Annotated in this window: 17 protein-coding genes; 8 read left to right on the top strand and 9 right to left on the bottom strand. The window is 68.1% G+C overall.

The window, feature by feature from the left end; all coding sequences use genetic code 11:
• Window positions 1-25 precede the first annotated feature (25 nt).
• Window positions 26-445 (bottom strand): hypothetical protein, encoded by a 420-nt coding sequence (locus AC3A3X_RS13890; RefSeq protein ID WP_487583612.1) that lies wholly within the window; start codon window positions 443-445, stop codon window positions 26-28.
• Between the two features lie 218 nt (window positions 446-663).
• On the opposite strand from AC3A3X_RS13890, the gene cysS reads away from it, so the two are divergent.
• From cysS to AC3A3X_RS13875, 3 genes are all read left to right on the top strand, one after another.
• Complete coding sequence (cysS, locus tag AC3A3X_RS13885) at window positions 664-2,037, top strand: cysteine--tRNA ligase (RefSeq protein ID WP_487583611.1); 1,374 nt, start codon at window positions 664-666, stop codon at window positions 2,035-2,037.
• Window positions 2,038-2,265: 228 nt separating this feature from the next.
• Window positions 2,266-2,718, top strand: a complete 453-nt coding sequence (locus AC3A3X_RS13880) for a SufE family protein (RefSeq protein WP_487583610.1) — start codon at window positions 2,266-2,268, stop codon at window positions 2,716-2,718.
• A gap of 54 nt (window positions 2,719-2,772) precedes the next feature.
• On the top strand, window positions 2,773-4,038 hold the full coding sequence (locus AC3A3X_RS13875; RefSeq protein WP_487583609.1) for an MFS transporter: 1,266 nt from the start codon (window positions 2,773-2,775) through the stop codon (window positions 4,036-4,038).
• 329 nt (window positions 4,039-4,367) lie between these two features.
• Here AC3A3X_RS13875 and dksA read toward each other — a convergent pair whose 3' ends face one another.
• Window positions 4,368-5,498, bottom strand: coding sequence for an RNA polymerase-binding protein DksA (gene dksA / locus AC3A3X_RS13870; protein WP_487583608.1), 1,131 nt, complete (start codon window positions 5,496-5,498; stop codon window positions 4,368-4,370).
• A 306-nt stretch (window positions 5,499-5,804) separates the two neighbouring features.
• Here dksA and yidD point away from each other — a divergent pair, with 306 nt between their 5' ends.
• The 3 genes from yidD to AC3A3X_RS13855 are packed head-to-tail and all read left to right on the top strand — an operon-like array spanning window position 5,805 to window position 8,229.
• A complete protein-coding gene (gene yidD, locus AC3A3X_RS13865) occupies window positions 5,805-6,026 on the top strand; it encodes a membrane protein insertion efficiency factor YidD (protein WP_207527161.1) in 222 nt (73 codons plus the stop codon).
• Window positions 6,014-7,357 carry a dihydroorotase gene (locus tag AC3A3X_RS13860; protein ID WP_487583607.1) on the top strand — a complete coding sequence of 448 codons (1,344 nt, stop codon included), beginning with the start codon at window positions 6,014-6,016 and terminating at the stop codon, window positions 7,355-7,357. Before yidD ends, AC3A3X_RS13860 begins: the two co-directional genes overlap by 13 nt.
• Window positions 7,354-8,229 (top strand): M23 family metallopeptidase, encoded by an 876-nt coding sequence (locus AC3A3X_RS13855; protein ID WP_487583606.1) that lies wholly within the window; start codon window positions 7,354-7,356, stop codon window positions 8,227-8,229. The genes AC3A3X_RS13860 and AC3A3X_RS13855 overlap by 4 nt, the downstream gene beginning before the upstream one ends.
• A gap of 120 nt (window positions 8,230-8,349) precedes the next feature.
• Here AC3A3X_RS13855 and AC3A3X_RS13850 read toward each other — a convergent pair whose 3' ends face one another.
• The 7 genes from AC3A3X_RS13850 to efp all read right to left on the bottom strand — a co-directional run bounded on the left by AC3A3X_RS13850 (window position 8,350) and on the right by efp (window position 15,820).
• A complete protein-coding gene (locus AC3A3X_RS13850; protein WP_487583659.1) occupies window positions 8,350-9,981 on the bottom strand; it encodes a diguanylate cyclase in 1,632 nt (543 codons plus the stop codon).
• 232 nt (window positions 9,982-10,213) lie between these two features.
• Complete coding sequence (folE2, locus tag AC3A3X_RS13845; RefSeq protein WP_487583605.1) at window positions 10,214-11,146, bottom strand: GTP cyclohydrolase FolE2; 933 nt, start codon at window positions 11,144-11,146, stop codon at window positions 10,214-10,216.
• A gap of 131 nt (window positions 11,147-11,277) precedes the next feature.
• On the bottom strand, window positions 11,278-12,060 hold the full coding sequence (locus AC3A3X_RS13840; RefSeq protein ID WP_487583604.1) for a phytoene/squalene synthase family protein: 783 nt from the start codon (window positions 12,058-12,060) through the stop codon (window positions 11,278-11,280).
• Entirely contained in the window at window positions 12,057-12,734 is a 678-nt protein-coding gene (locus tag AC3A3X_RS13835) for a phosphoglycolate phosphatase (protein ID WP_487583603.1), read from the bottom strand. The genes AC3A3X_RS13840 and AC3A3X_RS13835 overlap by 4 nt, the downstream gene beginning before the upstream one ends.
• 3 nt (window positions 12,735-12,737) lie before the next feature.
• Window positions 12,738-13,457 (bottom strand): bifunctional 2-polyprenyl-6-hydroxyphenol methylase/3-demethylubiquinol 3-O-methyltransferase UbiG, encoded by a 720-nt coding sequence (ubiG, locus tag AC3A3X_RS13830; protein ID WP_487583602.1) that lies wholly within the window; start codon window positions 13,455-13,457, stop codon window positions 12,738-12,740.
• A 127-nt stretch (window positions 13,458-13,584) separates the two neighbouring features.
• Complete coding sequence (locus AC3A3X_RS13825) at window positions 13,585-14,928, bottom strand: TRZ/ATZ family hydrolase (RefSeq protein ID WP_487583601.1); 1,344 nt, start codon at window positions 14,926-14,928, stop codon at window positions 13,585-13,587.
• 325 nt (window positions 14,929-15,253) lie between these two features.
• A complete protein-coding gene (gene efp / locus AC3A3X_RS13820; RefSeq protein WP_441814900.1) occupies window positions 15,254-15,820 on the bottom strand; it encodes an elongation factor P in 567 nt (188 codons plus the stop codon).
• A 123-nt stretch (window positions 15,821-15,943) separates the two neighbouring features.
• Here efp and epmB point away from each other — a divergent pair, with 123 nt between their 5' ends.
• Window positions 15,944-16,975: an EF-P beta-lysylation protein EpmB gene (gene epmB / locus AC3A3X_RS13815; protein ID WP_487583600.1), complete on the top strand. Its 1,032-nt coding sequence runs from the start codon at window positions 15,944-15,946 to the stop codon at window positions 16,973-16,975.
• 234 nt (window positions 16,976-17,209) lie between these two features.
• Window positions 17,210-19,285, top strand: coding sequence for an EAL domain-containing response regulator (locus AC3A3X_RS13810; protein WP_487583599.1), 2,076 nt, complete (start codon window positions 17,210-17,212; stop codon window positions 19,283-19,285).
• Window positions 19,286-19,766 lie beyond the last annotated feature (481 nt).

Genomic DNA, 19,766 nt, shown 5'->3' with positions numbered 1-19,766 from the left:
TGCCCGACCCTGCCCCGATTGGCGCTCAGCGCTCGCCAGCGGGCGCCACGACCGGCGTCACCGACACCCGGATGCGCAGGCGGTTGCCCGGATCCTCGGGAAGGCGCGAGCGGAACTTGGCGCCCTTGTAGGTGTAATCGACGTCGTAGGCGATCGGCCGGCGGTACTCGCGCTCGACCGTGACCGGCTTGCACTTGTCCTGCTGCTCTTTCTCTTCGCGGGTCAGTGCTTCCTTGACCGCACCGACCACCCGCGACAGGCGCGAGTCGCTTTCGCACTTCTGCTCGACCGTGTTGGCCTTGAGCGTCTGGTAGACCGGCGTCACCCGCAACACCTGGGCGTAGTCGAAGCGGACGTTCTCGGCCTGGATGACCGTGTTCTGCGCCCTCGCCTCCGTGCCGGGCCAGGCAGCCAGCACCAGTCCCAGCAGGACAGTCCAGGTCATGGCAGCAGGAAGCGGAACTGGACGGTCCATCACACTCGCGGAGTCATAATTGTTTAGAAATTGTAAGCGCAGACCGGGGGCGAGGTCTGAACCCCGCCTTTAGACTACCGGCCGGAACAGCAAGGTGGACCACTCGGCCATCGAAGCCCGGACGCCTGGCACGGAGCAGGCACCCTCGATCAGCCGCTAGAATGACCGCAACTCCGGCGGTAACCCCCATGAGCCTGCAACTTTTCAACAGCCTGACGCGACGGGTCGAGCCGTTCGTGCCCCTCGACCCCACCCGCCCGACCATGTACGTGTGCGGGCCCACGGTCTACAACTTCGTTCACATCGGCAATGCCCGCGGCCCGGTCGTCTTCGGGGTGCTGGCCGAGTTGCTGCGCCGCCGATTCGGCGCGCTGGCCTACGCCCGCAACATCACCGACGTCGACGACAAGATCAACAACGCCGCCCGCGAGCAGGGTGTGCCGATCTCGGCGATCACCAGCCGGTTCGCCGCTGCCTACCGCGAGGACATGGCCGCGCTGGGCGTGAAGGCACCGGACCTGGAGCCGGAAGCCACCGCCCACATCGGCCAGATCATCGCCATGATCGAGCGCCTGATCGAGGTCGGCCATGCCTATGCCGCCGAAGGCCATGCGCTGTTCTCGGTCGCCAGCTACCCCGATTACGGCAAGCTTTCGCGCCGCGACCCGGAAGAGATGCTCGCCGGCGCCCGCGTCGACGTCGCCCCCTACAAGCGCGACCCGGGCGACTTCGTGTTGTGGAAGCCGTCCACCGATGACCTCCCCGGCTGGGACTCGCCCTGGGGCCGTGGTCGTCCGGGCTGGCACATCGAGTGCTCGGCGATGGCCGCCGCCCACCTGGGCGAGACCATCGACATCCACGCCGGCGGCGTCGACCTGCAGTTCCCGCACCACGAGAACGAGATCGCCCAGAGCGAGTGCGCGCACGGCGGCAGGATCTTCGCCCGTCATTGGCTGCACAACGGCATGCTCAACTTCGGCGGCGCCAAGATGGCCAAGTCGGTGGGCAACATCCAGCGCGTGCACGACCTCGTCCGCGAATACCCGCCGGAAGCCCTGCGCCTGGCGCTGCTCTCGGCCCACTACCGGCAGCCGCTGGAGTGGTCGGATGCGTTGATCGAGCAGAGCGTGCGCACGCTCGACCGGCTTTACGGCACTTTGCGTGATCTGGCCGATTGCACGGTGGCAACGCCGCTGGCGATCCCGGCCGGTATCGAGGCCGCACTCGACGACGACCTCAACACCCCGCAGGTGCTGGCCGAGATCGCCCGCATTGCCGGCGATGCGCGCAAGGCCGAGTCGGCAGACGAACGCGCCCGCCTCAAGGGCGAACTGCTCGGCGCCGGTCTCGGCCTGGGACTGCTGCAGCAGGACCCGGCGCAGTGGTTCTCGCGCGGCGCCGGCAACGAGGACGACGGCCGCATCCAGGCGTTGATCGACGAGCGCATCGCGGCCAAGAAGGCGCGCGATTTCGCCCGTGCCGACGCCATCCGCGACCAGCTCGCGGGCGAAGGGGTCCTGCTGGAGGACACGGCGCAGGGCGTGCGCTGGAAGCGGGCCTAGACGCCCCTGCTTCAGTCATTCCCGCCCTGAATCCGTCATCCCCGCGAAGGCGGGGACCCAGCGACTTTGAGGCTTTGTCGGGGCGGGTAGCTGCAAGACACTGGGTTCCCGCCTTCGCGGGAATGACGATCTCTACTTCGCTGACGATCTCTACTTCGCAGGCGATCTCTACTTGGCAGACGATCTCTTCGCACGGCCAGCGCCAGCAAGAGCGTAAAATTCCCCGTAATGAACGCCATTGCCGCCCCCGCCAGCCCCTTCCCGATCGAAGCCTCGCCCACGCAGGCGCAGGAAGCGATCCGCGACGAGTTCGCCTTCTTCGGCGACTGGTCCGAGCGCTACCAGTACCTGATCGACCTGGGCCGCAAGTTGCCCGACCTGCCGGGCGACTGGAAAACCGAGGAGCATCGCCTGCACGGTTGCCAGTCGATGGTATGGATTGTCGCCGAGGGCGACGCCGATCGCCTCGACTTCCATGCCATCAGCGACTCGGCCATCGTCTCGGGCCTGATCTACCTGGCCCTGCGCGTGTACTCCGGTCGCAGCGCCGCCGAGATCGCCGCCACCGATGCCGACTACATCGCCGACATCGGGCTTGCCAAGCACCTCTCGCCCACGCGCAGCAACGGCCTGACCGCGCTGCTCGGCTTCATCCGCGACCAGGCACGGTCGCGGCTGTGATCGCCTGTCGTCCCGAGCGCCGCGAGGGACCTGCCGCGGCACGGTTGATGCGCAATGACGGCTGACGCCGACGCCCTACCCGTCGCGGGCGTCTCGGAGTTGCTGCACAACCGCGGCTTCACCGGCCTGCTCACCTATCGCCTGCTGGCGATGCTATCCTACCAGATCGTCGCGGTGACGGTCGGCTGGCACGTCTACGAACTCACGCGCGATGCTTTTGCCCTGGGCCTGATCGGCCTGGCCGAGGTGATTCCGTATTTCTGTTTCGCCCTGTTCGCCGGCTACGCGGTCGACCACCTGCCGCGACGCAAGCTCGGCATGGCCGCCTGCCTGGGGTTGCTGGTCACGACGCTGACGCTGGCCGCCGTCGCCGCCGGCGTGCTTCCGGCCGGCATCTCCGGTTTCGGCACGCTCACGATCTATGCGGCCATCGCCGTCAACGGCGTGGTTCGCGCGTTCCTGGCACCGGTCTACATGTCGCTGTTCGCGCGCGTGCTCAAGCGTGAGCAGTTCGCGCGCGGCGCCGGTGTCAGCAGCGTGGTGATGCAGACGGGCCTGGTGATGGGCCCGGCCATGGGTGGCCTGCTGGTCGCCTGGGGTGGCAAGACTTCGGCCTATCTCGTCGCCGCCGGTTTTGCGCTCGCAGCAGCGATCGCCGTGATTGCCGTGCGCGTGACCGAGCCGCCGATGCCGGCAGAACGCGCGCCGGTGTTCAAGAGCATCGGCGAGGGCCTGCGCTTCGTCTTCAAGACCCAGGTCGTTCTCGGCGCGCAGGCGCTGGACATGTTCTCGGTGCTGTTTGGCGGGGCGGTGGCGCTGCTGCCGGCGTTCATCAACGAAATCCTTCACTACGGGCCGGAGGCGCTGGGCTTGTTGCGCGCGTCGCCGGCGGCCGGTGCGGTGCTGGTGGGCATCTATCTGGCTCGACGACCGCTGCAACGCCATGCCGGTCGTGTGCTGCTGGTGGCGGTGGCCGGTTTCGGCTTGTGCATCATCGGTTTCGCGCTGTCGCGCCATCTGTGGCTGTCGGCGTTGATGCTCATGCTGTCGGGCATGTGCGATGGCGTGTCGGTGGTGGTGCGTTCGACCATCCTGCAATTGGCCACGCCCGATCACATGCGTGGCCGGGTGTCGTCGATCAACGGCATCTTCATCGGTTCGTCGAACGAGTTGGGCGCGTTCGAATCCGGCGTGGCCGCACGCTTGCTCGGGCTGGTGCCTTCGGTGATCTTCGGCGGTTGCATGACGCTGGCGGTGGTCGGCATGACGGCGAAACTGGCGCCGAAGCTGCGCCGCCTCGATCTGCGCGACCTGCACTGAGCTCAACGTCCATGGGTCCCCGCCCTTCGCGGGGATGACGGTCTTCCAATGACGGTGGAAGCCCCTCTCCCGTTTACGGGAGAGGGGTTGGGGTGAGGGCAAACGAGCGAAAGTCGCTGGGTCCCCGCCTTCGCGGGGATGACGGGTTCCAGAGTTTTTCTCGTTTTCCGGCGCCACCGAAGACCATGCAACGAATCCCCGGCCCGGCGGACGACGCCGTTTCGAAGCAAAGGCGACGTCAAGATGGATCCCGGCGTTCGCCGGGATGACGTTGATAGCAAAAAAGCCCCGCCGAAGCGGGGCTTTTTCGTCAGGTCGATGAGCCAGGCTCAGTCGCCCATCTGCTTCTGCATGTGCTCCCAGCGCTCCTGCGCATCGATCGTGCGCTCGGCGGTGAGGCGCGCCTCCAGGCGCTCCAGGCCGATTTCCTCGCCGGTGTCGACGCAGTAACCGTAGTCGCCGGAATCAACACGCTTGAGCGTGCTGTCGATCTTGCTGATCAGCTTCCGGTAACGATCGCGGGTGCGCAGCTCCAGCGAGTTCTCGGTCTCACGCGTGGCGCGCTCGGCCTCATCGCCGACATCGCGGACTTCGTCCTTGAGGTTCTCGATGGTCTGCTTGGACTCCTCGACCAGATCCGTGCGCCAACGCAACAGGCGCTGACGGAAATACTCGAGCTGGAGCGGATTCATGTACTCCTCGTCGATCGCCGGGCGATAGCCCGTCGGGACGATGGGGCGTCCGCTGGATTCATCGGTGGTGTACGGCACGACCTTGACCTTGCCTTTCGGCGCGGGGGCCTGCGGCTTGGCGACGACGGCGACGGCTACCTTGCCGGTCGGACGTGGAGCGGTTTTGGTCGCTGGGATACTGGCGGCCGCCGCTTTCGCAGGCGCCTTGTTGGATGCGGATTGCGTCACTGGATTCTTGGCAACTTGAGGCTTGCTTACGGCCGGTTCCACCGATGCAGACTTGATGGCCGGACGCGGTGCGGGTTTCTTGACGACGACGGGCTTGCTCTCCGGCTTGGCGGCGGGCTTGCCCTCGTTACGGGGGAGGGCCTTGCTCGGCGCGGGCTTGGCCAGTGCGGCCTGCTTCGCGGGAGCTTGCTTTACTACTGCCGTCTTGACGGCTGCCGGCTTGGCGGCCGGCTTCACGGGCGTCGCCTTCCTGGCGACCGGCTTCTTGGCCGGTACCGCCTTCCTGGCGACGGGTTTCTTGGCCACGGCCGCCTTCTTGACCGGCGCCTTCTTGGCGACCACGGCCTTCTTGGCGACAGGCTTTTTGGCCGGAGCCGCCTTTTTGGCGACCGGCTTCTTGCTGGCGACCTTCTTGGCGGCCGGCTTCTTGGCGACCGCCTTCTTCGCTGCGGGTTTGCTGGACACGGCCTTCTTCGCGGCCGGCTTGACGGTCTTCTTGACGGCCTTGGCGGCCTTCTTCGCGGTTTTTTTCACTGCCACGAGCGACTTGTCCTTCTGTTCCCCTGAGGACCTCCGAACCGGGGTTCGAAGGCTGAATTAAGGCCAGCGTGCATAGGCCACAGCATGCCCGACTTTGCATCACGGCGTACAAGTGCCGGAATGCCGGTGCGGAGCCATACATCGTGCCGGTTCCGCACGGTTCAAGCGAGCCTGTGCGGATCGTTCGAACCTGAAGCCTTGTGACGGGAAAGCGCGCTGTTATACCCTGCCCCGGCACCTGCGGCAACCGCACATTCAAGTGCTTGACCGCATTAAGGAATCGTGATCGACCGCCTCCTCATCGCCATGCTCCGCGGCTACAAGCGCTGGATCAGTCCACTGCTTGGGCCGCGTTGTCGTTTCCATCCCACCTGCTCGGAATACGCCATGCAGGCGGTCGCCCGTTTTGGCGCCCTCAAGGGCAGCTGGCTGGCCGTCCGGCGGATCCTGCGCTGCCATCCCCTGCACCCCGGCGGGCACGATCCGGTGCCTGAGCCCCTCCACGGAAAGCACACATGTCGACACTGATCGTCAACGCCCGCCTGGTCAACGAAGGTCGCGAATTCGACGGCGACCTGCGCATCGAAGCCGGCCGCATCGCCCAGATCGGTAGCGGACTGTCCGCCCGCGACGGCGAAACGGTGGTCGACGCCGGCGGACGCCGCCTGCTGCCTGGCATGATCGATGACCAGGTGCACTTCCGCGAGCCGGGCCTGGAGTACAAGGCCGACATCGCGACCGAGTCGGCCGCGGCCGTGGCCGGCGGCCTGACCTCCTTCATGGACATGCCCAACACCAACCCGCCCACGCTCGATGCGGCGGCGCTGGAGAACAAGTACCAGCGCGCCACCGGCCGCGCATGGGGCAACTTCGGCTTCTACATGGGCGCCAGCAACGACAACCTCGCCGCGATCCAGTCGCTGGACCCGCGCACCGCACCGGGCATCAAGGTGTTCATGGGCGCCTCCACCGGCAACATGCTGGTCGACAACCCGGACATCCTCGACGGCATCTTCCGCGACGCGCCGACGCCGATCATCACGCACTGCGAAGACACGCCGATGATCGACGCCGAAATGGCCCGCTACAAGGCCAAGTACGGCGACGACATCCCCGCGGCCTGCCATCCCGACATCCGCTCGCGCGAAGCGTGCATCAAGTCGACGCAACTGGCGCTGTCGCTGGCGAAGAAGCACAACTCGCGCCTGCACGTGCTGCACATCAGCACCGCAGACGAACTGGCGCTGTTCGAGCGTGGTCCGCTGCTGCGCGGCGACGGCACTCGCAAGCGGATCACCGCCGAGACCTGCGTCCATTTCCTGCGCTTCGACCGCGCCGATTACGAACGCCTGGGCAATTTGATCAAGTGCAACCCGGCGATCAAGGACGCCGGCGACCGCGAAGCGCTGATCCAGGCGTTGGCCAACGATGTCATCGACGTGCTCGCCACCGACCATGCTCCGCACACGCTGGAGGAGAAGGCGCGCCCCTACGCCTCCGCGCCGAGCGGCCTGCCGCTGGTGCAGTACGCGCTCAATGCCGCGCTGGAACTGGTCCACGAGGGCCGCCTGAGCACCGCCCAGGTCGTGCAGAAGTTCGCCCACGCGCCGGCGCAGCTGTTCGACGTCCAGGGCCGCGGCTTCCTGCGCGAAGGCTACGCCGCCGACCTGGTGCTGATCGACGACACGCCGTTCACGGTGCAGCGCGAGGACGTGCTGTCGAAGTGCGGCTGGTCGCCGTTCGAGGGCACCACCTTCCATTCGCGCATCGCCTCGACCTGGGTCAATGGCGAGCTGGCCTGGGACGGCCGGCGCCTGATCGGCACGCCGCAGGGCCAGCGCCTGGCCTTCGATCGATGAGATTGCGCATCGCGGCGGTGCTGGCGCTTCAGTTCCTGGCGCTGTCCGGTGCGGCGATGGCGCAGCAGGCGACTTCATCGCAAACCCAGGATCAGCGGTTCCATGCCGCGTTCCTTCCGACCAGCGTGCCGCAGGGTTCGCTGGTGATCGGCCTCGCCGCGCCCGACGCCATCGTCGAGTACGACGGTCGGCGACTGCGCGTTTCGCACGATGGCACCTTCGCGTTCGGTGTCGGCCGAGATGCCAAGGGTCCGCTCACGGTGAAGATCACCGATGGCAACGGCGACACGGCGGTCAACACCATCGCCGTTTCCGCGCGCGACTGGCCAGTGGAGAACATCAACGGCGTACCGCCCAAGACCGTCGATCCGCCACCGGAGATCGCCGCGCGCATCGAGCGCGAGCAGGCGCTGGTCACCGCCGCGCGCGTGCGCGACGACGACCGCGACGACTACGCGCAGTCATTCATCTGGCCGCTGCAGGGCCGCATCAGCGGGCGCTTTGGCAACCAGCGCGTCTACAACGGCACACCCAAGTCGCCGCACTCTGGCATGGACATCGCCGCGCCGACCGGCACGCCGATCAAGGCACCCGCCGCCGGTGTGGTGACGTTCGCCGCGCCGGACCTGTACCTCACCGGCGGGACGCTGCTGATCGACCACGGCCATGGCGTCAGTTCGAACTTCCTGCACCTGTCGCGGATCGATGTGAAGGTCGGCGACCGCGTGCAGCAGGGCCAGGTGATCGGCAAGGTCGGCGCCACCGGTCGCGCCACCGGGCCGCATCTGCACTGGGGCATGAACTGGTTCGACGTGCGCATGGATCCACTGCTGGTGCTCGAGCACGGCAACGGATCGACACCCCAGCGGTAGGAGCGAGCTTGCTCGCGATGGGCCTGCCCGCCGCTGTTACGTCAATCGCGAGCAAGCTCGCTCCTACAGGGGGCGCTGGATGGGTGCGCCGATCGCGAGCAAGTTCGCTCCTACCGGGCGTCAGACCGTCTCCGCGGTCGCGCGCAGGCGCGAGGCGGTGTAGCCGGTGACGCGATCACGGCCCATCTCCTTGCTCGCATACAGCGCCGCGTCGGCGCGCTCGAGCAGTTTCTCCATGCTCTCGCCGTGATGCAGTTCGGCGACGCCGAGGCTGAGCGTGGCCGGGAACAGGCGACCGTCTATCGACAGTGGCCGGCAATTGACCGAGACACGAAGGTTCTCCGCCACGCCCAGCGCTTCGCGCAGTTGCGTGTCGGGCAGCACCACCAGGATCTCGTCGCCGCCAAAGCGGCCGAACAGGTCGTAGGTGCGCAGGCGGTTGCGGGTGCGCAGGGCGATGATGCGCAAGGTCTGGTCGCCGATGCGGTGACCGTGTTCGTCGTTGATGCGCTTGAAATGGTCGACGTCGAAGAACACCACCGACAGCGGCCGGCGCCCGCGTTGCGCCGACTCGACCAGCGTTTCCAGTCGTTCCTCGATCGCCGAGCGGGTCAGCGCGCCGGTCAGCACGTCGTAGGTGGCCAGACGGCTGGCGTGATCGCGGTCGCGGCGCAGCTGGTGCATGTGGTCGGTCAGGCCGATCGTCAGCACCAGCCCGCCCAGCGCAAATCCAATCGGCAGTGCGTACTCCAGCCACTCCGGATTGCGCCAGCCGCCGAGCAGCTCGCCCAGCCGCAGGATCACCAGCACCACCATCGGCGACCACGACAGCAGCATGAAGTAGGCCTCGCGCTGGCGCTGGAAGCTGCCGACGACGCTGGCCACGAACATGATCGCCGCCGATACCAGCAGCACCAGGTTGCCGGTCAGCTCGATCACGCTGGCAGCACTGCCGACCGTGGCGAGCATCAGGACCAGCAGCAGTGCATTGCAGCCATGCAGGACCTTCATCAGGCGCGGCTGCCGTTCCGGCAGGCCCAGGTAGAAGGCCAGGAAGCTGTTGCTGGCCAGCACCGTCAGCATGCCGAACATGCGGCCCACGCGCGGGTCGTAGCCGATCAGGTCGGCCAGCCACGGCAGTATCCGAAGTTCGCCGCCGATGCAGGCCTGGTACAGCGCCTGGGCGAACATCGCCATGAACAGATAGACGTAGCTGCGCTCGCCGATGCCGATCCAGAAACCGAAGGCGAGCATTGCCAGCACCAGCAACGTGCCCAGCACCAGCGTGCGCAGGGCGACGTGGCGCAGGTCGTGGCGATGCACCTCCTCCAGCGGTTCGACCGCCACCGGCATCGGCGACGGGCTGAGCATGTGCACGCGCAGGTAGATCTGCTCGCCGGTGGCCAGACCCTGCGGCAAGGGCACCACCAGCGCCCGCGTCGAGAAGGAGCGGTCGGCGACGTCGCCGATCAGCCCCCGGCGTACGGGCATGGCTTCGCCGGGTCGCCAGACCTCGACCTGGTTGAGGTGCGGGAAGCGTAGGACCAGATGGGGCGCATCGGCCGGCGCCACCGCCTCGCGTGCGGTCAGTCGCCACCAGCGCGGTTGCGACGAAGTCTCGAAGACCGACTGGCCTTCGACCTGGGCGAATTCGCCGTCAAGTTCGCCGGCCAGCACCTGCACCGGGAGCGGATCGCCGTCGAGGCGGGCCACGTCGAAAAGCTGCGCCGACACTGAAGTCGCCACCAGCATTGCGAACACGGCAACTGTTGCCTGCCACCACCGACGCGCGGGTTTCCCCATGATCCGGACCGGCCCCCTGGTTACGCGTCGAGCATATCCCAAGTGAGACGGCCGTCGCGAAACCGCCCGGCGGATCGGGCGTGCCTACGGTCGAATAAAGGGTTGCCGGGCCGTGCGGTGCCAGGGCCGCAAGCGGGCCGTGTGCTTCCAGGGCCGCAAGCGGCCCTTCAGCGCGGCAAGTTCAGGCCGGGGCGCCCTGACCGCTGACGCGGGCCACGGCATCGTGCGCGTGCAGGCTCTCGAAATGCGCCACTTCGGCGTCGAAGCGCTCGATGCGCGGATCGGCCGACAAGGCGGCGGCGACACGACGGGCGGCGTCCTCGCAGAACATCAGGTTCTCGGCGTTGAGGCGGGCGAAGGCCTGTTCATCCTCGCGCTTGACCGCGGTCTGCACCGGCGTGCCCAGCGCCTGCTCCAGCGCATCGATCAGCGCAGCCAGCGGCAGTTCGTCGAAGGCCGGGCGCAGCTCGACCCGGACGTCGGCGCGGCTGCGCTGCGCATGCGGGGTCGCGGCCAGGCCACGCTCCGATGCCAGCCACTCACCGACGACCGCGTTCGACAGCGGTCGCGCAGCGGCGAAGTCCTCGGCGAACCGCTCGGCATTGAGCTGACGCGAGAGTGCCGCCGAGGCCGGGCACGTGCTGGAGTACTCGACCGCGAAGCGCAGCGCCAGGTGCAGGTGGCCTTCGCGCAGGCTGGCGTCGATCTCGACCGGGTAGCGCTTCCAGCCGGCGTTGTCGCTGGCCAGGGCCTGGCGCAACAGCAGTTGTTCGTAGCGGACCACCAGGCGCGCGGCGCTGGAGATGCCGCCCTGGTTGTCGATCAGTGTCTGCAGGACGCGGCGCAGGCCGGCCGGGGTGACCGTCTCGCTGGCAAAGGCGTTCTGCAACTGCAGGTACATGCGCGACATGTGGATGCCGCGGGCGTTGGCGTCCTTGAGGTCGACGGACACGTCGACCGAAGCGGCGACCGTCATCGTGTCGCCATCGGCCGATGCCACGCGCAGCGGCAGGGCGATGTTGGACATGCCGACCCAGTCGAGCGTCCGCGCCGCGGCGGCGGCGTCGAAGGCGACATCGGGGAGACGGCGCGGGGTTTGCGAGGTCGTGGTCACGGGCAAGGGTATGGGGGTTGGCGCGGGGGAGCGCAAGCCGGGCCATTGTAGCGGGCGGCCGCGACCGCCTCGCTGGCGTGGCCTGCAACAGTCAGTTGCGAGGTCGCCGCTGGGATGGACCGCCGCCGGCCTCAGCTGCGGGCACCGCGCCAGGCACCCAGGAGGGCGCTCCACGGCGGCAACGGCAACGGCAACGCCGCGTCGCCACGGCGCAGGCGCTGGCGGGCAAGCGCCGACCACACCCTGCGCGGCCGCGTGGCAGCCCCTGCCGGGGGCCAGCCCTGCAGCAGTTCGGCCGCCCACGCGCTGGCCACCGGCTGGCTGCCGGCACGGGCCAGCGTCGTCAGTGGTGCGGCGGCCTCGCCAACGTGCGCCAGGCGCGAGTACAGCAGGCCTGCGGCGACGGTCAGTTCGGCCTGCTCATCCTGGCCGGAAGACTCGCGTGAGGGTTCCGTCCCGGCAAACAGCGCCGACTCGATGACGGCGACGGCGTGCGCGAACGGGCGCAGCGAAGCATAGGCGTCGTCGCGATCGCGCGGGCGCTCACGACTTTCGCGCAGATACGGCAGCGCGGTGGCCAACGTCAGCCACGGCGCCGGCAATTTCTGCAGGGCGATGCCGAGCGGATGGCGCCTGGCGCCCAGGGTCCAGCCGCGCAGCTCTTCGGCCCACCACGCCAGCTTGGCCTCGCCGGGACGCGGATCGCTGCCGCCCCACGCCGCGTCGGTCAGTTCCTGCAGCAGCGTCGCCCAGGCCAGGGCGACTTCGCGCTGTGCCTGCGGCACGAACACCTGCACCACGGCCCACTCGGGCCAGCGCGCGCGGAACTTGTCGAGGAAACTGTCGAGCGCGTCGCCGCTGCCGCCGTCACCAGCTCCGTCACCTGGTAAGGGCGAGGGCAACGGCTCGCTCATCGCGGCACCGGCCATGTCGCCGCGTCGATCAGCTCGCCCGCCGTTTCGATCATGACATCGCCCTGCCACGCCACCGGATCGTCACCGTCGAGGCGATAACCCCACAGCGCGACCACCGACGGCATGCCGGCGGCGCGTGCGGCCTGGATGTCGCGCTCGTCGTCACCGACATAGATGCACTGCGACGGTTCGATGCCGATGCGCTCGGCGGCAACGGTCAGCGGCAACGGGTCGGGCTTGCGCCGCGCCAGCGTGTCGCCACCGATCAGCACCGCGCAGCGCTGCTCCCAGCCCAGCACGGGCATCAGCTGGCGGGCCAGGTACTCGGGCTTGTTGGTGACGATGCCCCAGGTGCTGCCGGCCGCTTCCAGCGCCGCCAGCATCGCCTCGACACCGTCGAACAGCCGGCCGTGGCGACCAAGCTCGCGCTCGTAGTGGCCGAGGAACTCCGGGATCCAGCTTTCGCGCTGCGGCTCGTCGACCTGCGGGAATGCCGCCGCGACCATCGCCCGCGCGCCCTTGGACACATGCGGGCGCAGTTCGTCGAGGGGCATCGGAGACTGCCCGCGCGCGGCGCGCATGGCATCGATTGCCGCGACCATGTCCGGCGCGCTGTCGAGCAGGGTGCCGTCGAGATCGAACAGGACGGCGCGGGGGAACGCGTGTGCCGGCATGGCTCAGGCGTCCGGCTTGCGCGCGCAGGCAAGGTAGTTGACGTCGGTGCGCTCGATCACACGTGCGCTGTTGCGCCAGGGTTCGTACATCAGGCCGCTGACGTCTTCCAGCTGCATGCCGGCCTCACGCAGCCACGCCCCCAGTTCCGACGGCTTGATGAAGTCGCGGTACTGGTGGGTGCCGCGCGGCAGCACGCGGGCGACGTACTCGGCGCCGACGATGGCCAGGGCGAAGGCCGCCGGCGTGCGGTTGAGCGTGGACAGGAACAGGCGTCCACCCGGACGCAGCAGCGCCGTGCAGGCGCGGATGATCGAACCGGGGTCGGGCACGTGCTCCAGCATCTCCATGCAGGTGATCGCATCGAACTGGCCCGGCATTTCCTCGGCCAGCGACTCGACCGACTGCAGCCGGTAATCGACCTTCACGCCGGTCTCCAGGCCGTGCAGGCGCGCCACCTTGACCAGCTCCGGGGCCAGGTCGAGTGCGGTGACCTGGGCGCCCTCGCCCGCCATCGCCTCGCTGAGCAGGCCAGCGCCGCAGCCGACGTCGAGCACGCGCACGCCTTGCAGCGAAGTGCGCTGGACGACGTAGCCCAGGCGGGCCGGATTGAGCGCGTGCAGTGCCTTCTGCGGACCCTGCGGGTCCCACCAGCGCTGGGCGAGCGCGCCGAACTTGTCGAGCTCGGCCTGGTTGAAGTTGCTGTCGTTGGGAGCGGTATTCATGCGGAGTCTCTATCTGATCGTCATTCCCGCGAAGGCGGGAACCCAGCGACTTTGTACGTTGCGGCCCGGGCAAGTCGCTGGGTCCCCGCCTTCGCGGGGATGACGGCAATGGGGGACGGCGGAATCGTCACGACAGTCTGATCGCCGCGATCCGCGTACGCCACTGCTTGGCATTGGCGACCAGCGCCCGCTCGTCGATGTCGACCAGCACGCGCCCGCGCAGTTTCGCCTGCCCGGCGATCCAGACATCGCTCACCTGCTGGCGGCCGGTCGCATAGATCAGCTGCGAGATCACGTGGTGCAGCGGCTGGGTCTCGATCTGGTCCAGGTCGATGCAGACCAGGTCGGCCTGCTTGCCGACCTCGATCGAACCGACTTTCGCTTCAAAGCCCAGCGCGCGTGCGCTGCCCAGCGTCGCGGCGTGCAATGCGCTGGCCGCATCGAGCGCCGAGGCATCGGACGCGACCGCCTTGGCCAGCAGCGCAGCGGTGCGGGTCTCGCCGAACATGTCCAGGTCGTTGTTGCTGGCGCAGCCGTCGGTGCCGATGGCGATGTTGACGCCCGCCTTCTGCAGCTTGCCGACCGGACAGAACCCGGAGGCCAGCTTGAGATTGGACTCGGGGCAATGGGCGACGCTGACGCCCCGCTGCGCGCACAGCTCGATTTCGGCGTCGGTCAGCTGGGTCATGTGCACCGCGATCAGGCGATCGTTGACCAGGCCGAGCCGGTCCAGCCGCGCCAGCGGGCGCTGGCCGTGCTTTTCGTGCGACTCGGCCACTTCGTGCGCAGTCTCGTGCGTGTGCAGGTGCACCGGCACGTCGAGCTGGTCGGACAGCATGCGGATGCGTTCGAAGTTCGCGTCCGACACGGTGTACGGCGCGTGCGGTGCGAAGGTGGTGCTGACCAGGGCATCGTCGCGCCACTGGTCGTGCACTTCGCCGGCGCGGTCGAAGTATTCGTCGGAGGACTTGGCCCATGCGGTCGGGAAGTCGATCACCGGCAATCCGACGCGGGCGCGGAAACCGTGGCGCTTGTAGACCGCGGCCTGCACGTCGGGGAAGAAGTAGTTTTCGTTGGCGCAGGTGGTGCCGCCGCGGAGCATCTCGGCGATGGCCAGGGCGATGCCGTCGGCGACGAACTCCGGCCCGATCACCGCGCCTTCCACCGGCCAGATGTGGCCTTGCAGCCATTCCATCAGCGGCAGGTCGTCGGCGATGCCGCGCAGCAGCGTCATCGGGTTGTGGGTGTGGGCGTTGATCAGGCCGGGAATCAGTGCCGCATCCGGGCGCGACACGGTCTCGGCGGCGATGAAGCGCGTGCGCGCTTCGCGGGTCGGCAACAGCGCGACGATGGCGCCATCGCGGACGGCGACCGCATGGTCCTCCAGGACCACGCCGTGCGGCTCGACCGGCACCACCCATCCGGCTTCGATCAACAGGTCGCAGGCTTCGGGTCGGGTGTCGGGATGCATGGGTGTCCTTTTGTTTCGGCGTTCCCGCGAAGGCGATGGTTCGTCGTTTCTGCGGAGGCGGGAACCCGCCGTCTTCGCATCTCGTCATTCCCGCGAAGGAACCCAGTGTCCTCGAGTTCCGTCATTCCCGCGAAGGCGGGAACCCAGTGTCTTCGTGCTCTGTGACAGCAAGGCATAAGTCACTGGGTCCCCGCCTTCGCGGGGATGACGGGCCACTACTGCGACGGGCAACTGCACGCCCGCTCCGCGGGCGCCTGGATCCCGGCTTTCGCCGGGATGACGATTTGGCGAAGCCGTGGCCGCGATGCGGCCACGGGCCAAATCGTCACTTGACTCGGCTGACGTACTCGCCCGAGCGGGTGTCGACCTTGATGATCTCGTCCTGGCCGACGAACAGCGGCACGCGCACCACGGCGCCGGTTTCCAGCGTGGCCGGCTTGCCGCCGCCGCCGGAGGTATCGCCACGCACGCCCGGGTCGGTCTCGACGATCTTGAGCTCGACGAAGTTCGGCGGCTGCACCGCGATCGGGGTACCGTTCCACAGCGTCACCACGCAGGCTTCCTCGCCCTTGAGGTACTTCTCGGCGCCGCCCATGCCGGCCTTGTCGGCCTGGACCTGCTCGAACGACTCCTGGTTCATGAAGTGCCAGTACTCGCCGTCGGAGTACAGGTACTGCATGTCGGTGTCGACGACGTCGGCCTGCTCCACGTTGTCGGTCGCCTTCATGGTCATTTCGACCACGCGGCCCGACTTGATGCTGCGGTACTTCACGCGGGTGAAGGCCTGGCCCTTGCCCGGCTTGACGTACTCGGTGTCGGTGATGATGCACGGGTCGTTGTTGACCAGGATCTTCTGGCCGTTCTTGACGTCGTTCATGCCCAAACTGGCCATGGGTGCAACTCCTGCTAGATGAATAAGTGTCTTGGCGCCGGCCCGTCGCAATCGCGGCGGAGGCTAGAATGGCGGGTTGTTGCGCCCGGCCCGAAGCCACGGCGCAAGGAAAACCGGTCCGCCATGATACCCGCAGCCCCCATCGCAGTGCAGCCTGCCACCCTTCCGCACACGCCCGTCGCACAACGCTGGCAGCAGCTGTGGCGTGAGGCCGTGCGTGATCCGCGCGAGCTGCTGGCGCTGCTGGGCCTGGAGGGCGCCGGCCTGGGCATCTCCGAGGAGGCCGCCGCCCAGTTCCCGCTGCGGGTCCCACGCGGATTCATCGCCCGCATGCGCCACGGCGACCCGAACGATCCGCTGCTCCGCCAGGTCCTGCCACTGGATGCGGAAATGCAGCCGATGCCGGGATTCAGCCTGGACGCAGTCGGCGACGCCGCGGCCAAGGCCGGGCATGGCGTGATCCGCAAGTACCGCGGCCGCGCCCTGCTGGTCACCACCGGCAGCTGCGCGATCCACTGCCGCTACTGCTTCCGTCGCCATTTCCCCTACGCCGAGGAAACCGCGGCGGCGGCCGGCTGGCGCGAGGCGGTTGCGCTGATCGCGGGCGACAGCGGTATCGACGAGGTCATCCTCTCCGGCGGCGACCCCTGGTCGCTCGCCACTCCCAAGCTGGCCGAGCTGACCGACGCCCTTGCCGGCATCCCTCACCTCAAGCGGCTGCGTGTGCACACGCGGCTGCCGGTGGTGTTGCCCGAACGGGTCGACGAGGCCCTGCTGGCCTGGCTGCGCGCCCTGCCCTGGCCGGTCACGGTGGTACTGCATGCCAACCACGCCAATGAATTCGATGCCGACGTCGACGAAGCCCTGGCGCGTCTGCGGAGCGCCGGCGCGACTTTGCTCAATCAGGCGGTCCTGCTGCGGGGCGTGAACGACTCCGTCGATGCCCTGGCTGCGCTGAGCGAACGCGGGCTCGCCGCCGGTGTCCTGCCCTACTACCTGCACCAGCTCGACCGCGTCCAGGGCTCGGCCCACTTCGAGGTCAGCGACGAGACCGCGCTGCGCCTGCACCGCCAACTGGCGGCACGCCTGTCGGGGTACCTGGTACCGCGGCTCGTGCGCGAAGTCGCCGGCGACCCGGGCAAGCGTCCGCTGTAACGCGGCGGTCTCGTGCCGGCCGCAAGCTGCCGGTCGCTGCCCGGCGTCGATGCGCCGCTGACGTCGACGGATCGCGCCCCCGGACGTCGCTGCGCGTTCCGTTCGAATGCCCACCGGACTTGCCCCCACTGATGACCCCGCCAGCAAAACCCCGTCGCCAATCCCGATTCCGTCGCTGCCGCGTGGACTCATCTCCCGGTTCGTGTCATAAAACCGGCTTGGGGAGGTGACGCAATGCAATTCGGCAAAGATACGGCGCTGCGCCTGCTGATCGTCGACGACAGTGTCGAGGCAGCCGAGGCCATCGTCAGCGGGCTGCGCAACAGCGGAATCGCGGTGCGCCCGTCACGACCAGAAAACGAGGCCGAACTGGCCAGCATGATCGGCCAGCACCCGCTGCCGGACATCGTGCTGGCCGCCCGCGAAGCGCGCGCGGTGCCGATCACCAAGGTGATGCACGCGGTCGACGCCAGCGGCAAGGACCTGCCCGTGTTGATGCTGATCGACAGCATCGACGACACGCGCCTGCTCGAGATGTTCACCCTCGGCGCCCGCGGCGTGATCCTGCGCGGCCACGCCGACCACATCCAGAGCCGGGTCCGTCGCGAATGGGCCGACCTGGAGGCGCGCCGTGCGCTGCGCCGGCTGGAAGCCCAGGTGCGCGAGACCGAGCGCCGCTGCGATGCGCTGATCGACTCCTCGCGCGAGCCGATCGCCTACATCCACGAAGGCATGCACATCCGCGCCAATCCGGCGTACCTGGAAATCTTCGGCTTCGAGACCTTTGAAGACATCGAAGGCATGTCGCTGCTGGACCTGATCGCGCCGGCGCGGGTCGACGGGTTCAAGCAGTTGCTCAAGCAGATCGGCAAGGGCGATGCCCCGCCCCGGCACGAGACCGAAGCGCGCGCACTCGACGGCAGCAATTTCGCGGCGGTGATGGAGTTCACCCAGGCCAGCTACGAGGGCGAAGCCTGCCTGCAGGTGATCCTGCGCCGACAGGAAATCGACCCCGAGCTTGCCCGCGAGGTCGAGGCGCTGCGCCAGCGCGACCAGGTCACCGGCCTGCTCAATCGCGCCACGTTCCTGCGTGCGCTCGAGGACGCCGTCGCCGACGCCGCGCAGAACGCCACCCACCACGGCCTGCTGCTGATCGAGCCGGACCACTTCAACCGCCTGCTCCAGGACATCGGCCTGGATGCGGCCGACTCGCTGATCGCGGCGATGGCCGAGCGCCTGCGTGCGGCACTGGGCCCGGACGACGTCGCGGCGCGCTTCGGCGAGCACCAGTTCGCCGTGCTCACCAACAACAGCGACCACAAGCGCAGCATGGGCCTGGCCGAAAGCCTGCGCACTGCCTTCGCCGACCACGTGCTCGAGACCGCCGACCGTTCGCTCAGCACCACCGTCAGCATCGGTGGCGTGCTCATCGGCGAGAAGATCGCCAGCGTCACCGCCGTGCTCGGCAAGGCCAGCCAGTGCGTGCAGTCGGCCAGCGGCGTCGGCGGCAACCGCACCGATCTGTTCGATCCGGGCGCAGCCGACCGCGCCGAGGAAGAGCGCGTGGAGGCCTGGGTCACGCGCATCCGCGATGCGCTCGACGCCGATCGTTTCGTCATGGACTACCAGCCGTTGATCGGCCTGCATGGCGAGCCGATCGAGATGTACGAGGCGTATCTGCGCCTGCGCGGCGAGCACGGCGAGCTGGTTCCGCCTCTGACCTTCCTGCAGATTGCCGAGGAACATGGGCTGCTGTGGGAGATCGACCGCTGGGTGGTGGGCAAGGCGATCGCGGTGATCGGCGAGCGGATGCGCGCCGGCAAGCAGACCACGATGCTGGTCAAGATCACGCAGGCTTCGCTGCAGGACAACACGTTGCAGCAGTTCATCCAGGAGCAGTTGGCCCGCCACGGCGCCGACGGCCGGATGCTGGTGCTGCAGCTGCCGGAGTCGAAGGTGTTCACGCACCTGCGCGCGGCCCAGGAGTTCCAGGCCACGGTCGCCCGGTACGGGGTGCGGGTGGGGCTGGAGCAGTTTGGCGTGGGCCTCAACTCGTTCCAGCTGCTGACCCACTTCGACGCGGCGCTGTTGAAGATCGACCGCAGCTACATGGAAGACCTGACCGGCAATCCCGACCACCAGCAGCGGGTGCGTGAGATCGCCGACAAGGCGCGCGAGCTGGGCAAGGTCACCATCGCCGAGTTCGTCCAGGATGCCGGCAGCATGAGCATCCTGTTCGGCGCGGGCATCGACTACGCGCAGGGCAACTTCCTGGCGCCGCCGGGGCCGACGATGGACTACGAGTTCTGACGCTTCAAGCCCCTCTCCCACTTGCGGGAGAGGGGTTGGGGTGAGGGCAAGCGGGCCGCGATGCGGCCCGTTTTCTTTTGCGTGCGTGGCGTGCGGGGGGGAGGGGGGGTGTATTCCGCGAACCTCCGCTTCGCTCCGTTAACTGTTCGCGAAATACACCCCACCCCCTCCTTGCCAACGCTGCAGTTGTTTCATTGACTTCGTGTGTTGGCTCCATGCGCTGCCCGCATGACATGGCTGCAAGGGCGGGACTCGGGCTGTGCCGTTACGGGGCGGTGTCCGTGCCCTCGCTCGGTCGGGAGCTCGGGCCCGGACGCCCGCTGGAGGGTGAGGTGGTTTCAAACCCGCCCGAGCAGAGTCACTGGGTTCCCGCCTTCGCGGGAATGACGGGCATCAGGAGCAATGTCGCTGGGTCCCCGCCTTCGCGGGGATGACGGTCTTCTTTAGCCCCTCTCCCGCTTGCGGGAGAGGGGTTGGGGTG

The sequence above is a fragment of the Lysobacter sp. Soil_N_23 genome (genome assembly GCF_057656135.1).
Note: the sequence above shows the minus strand (reverse complement) of the source record. Positions and strands in the feature narration are given on the sequence as shown.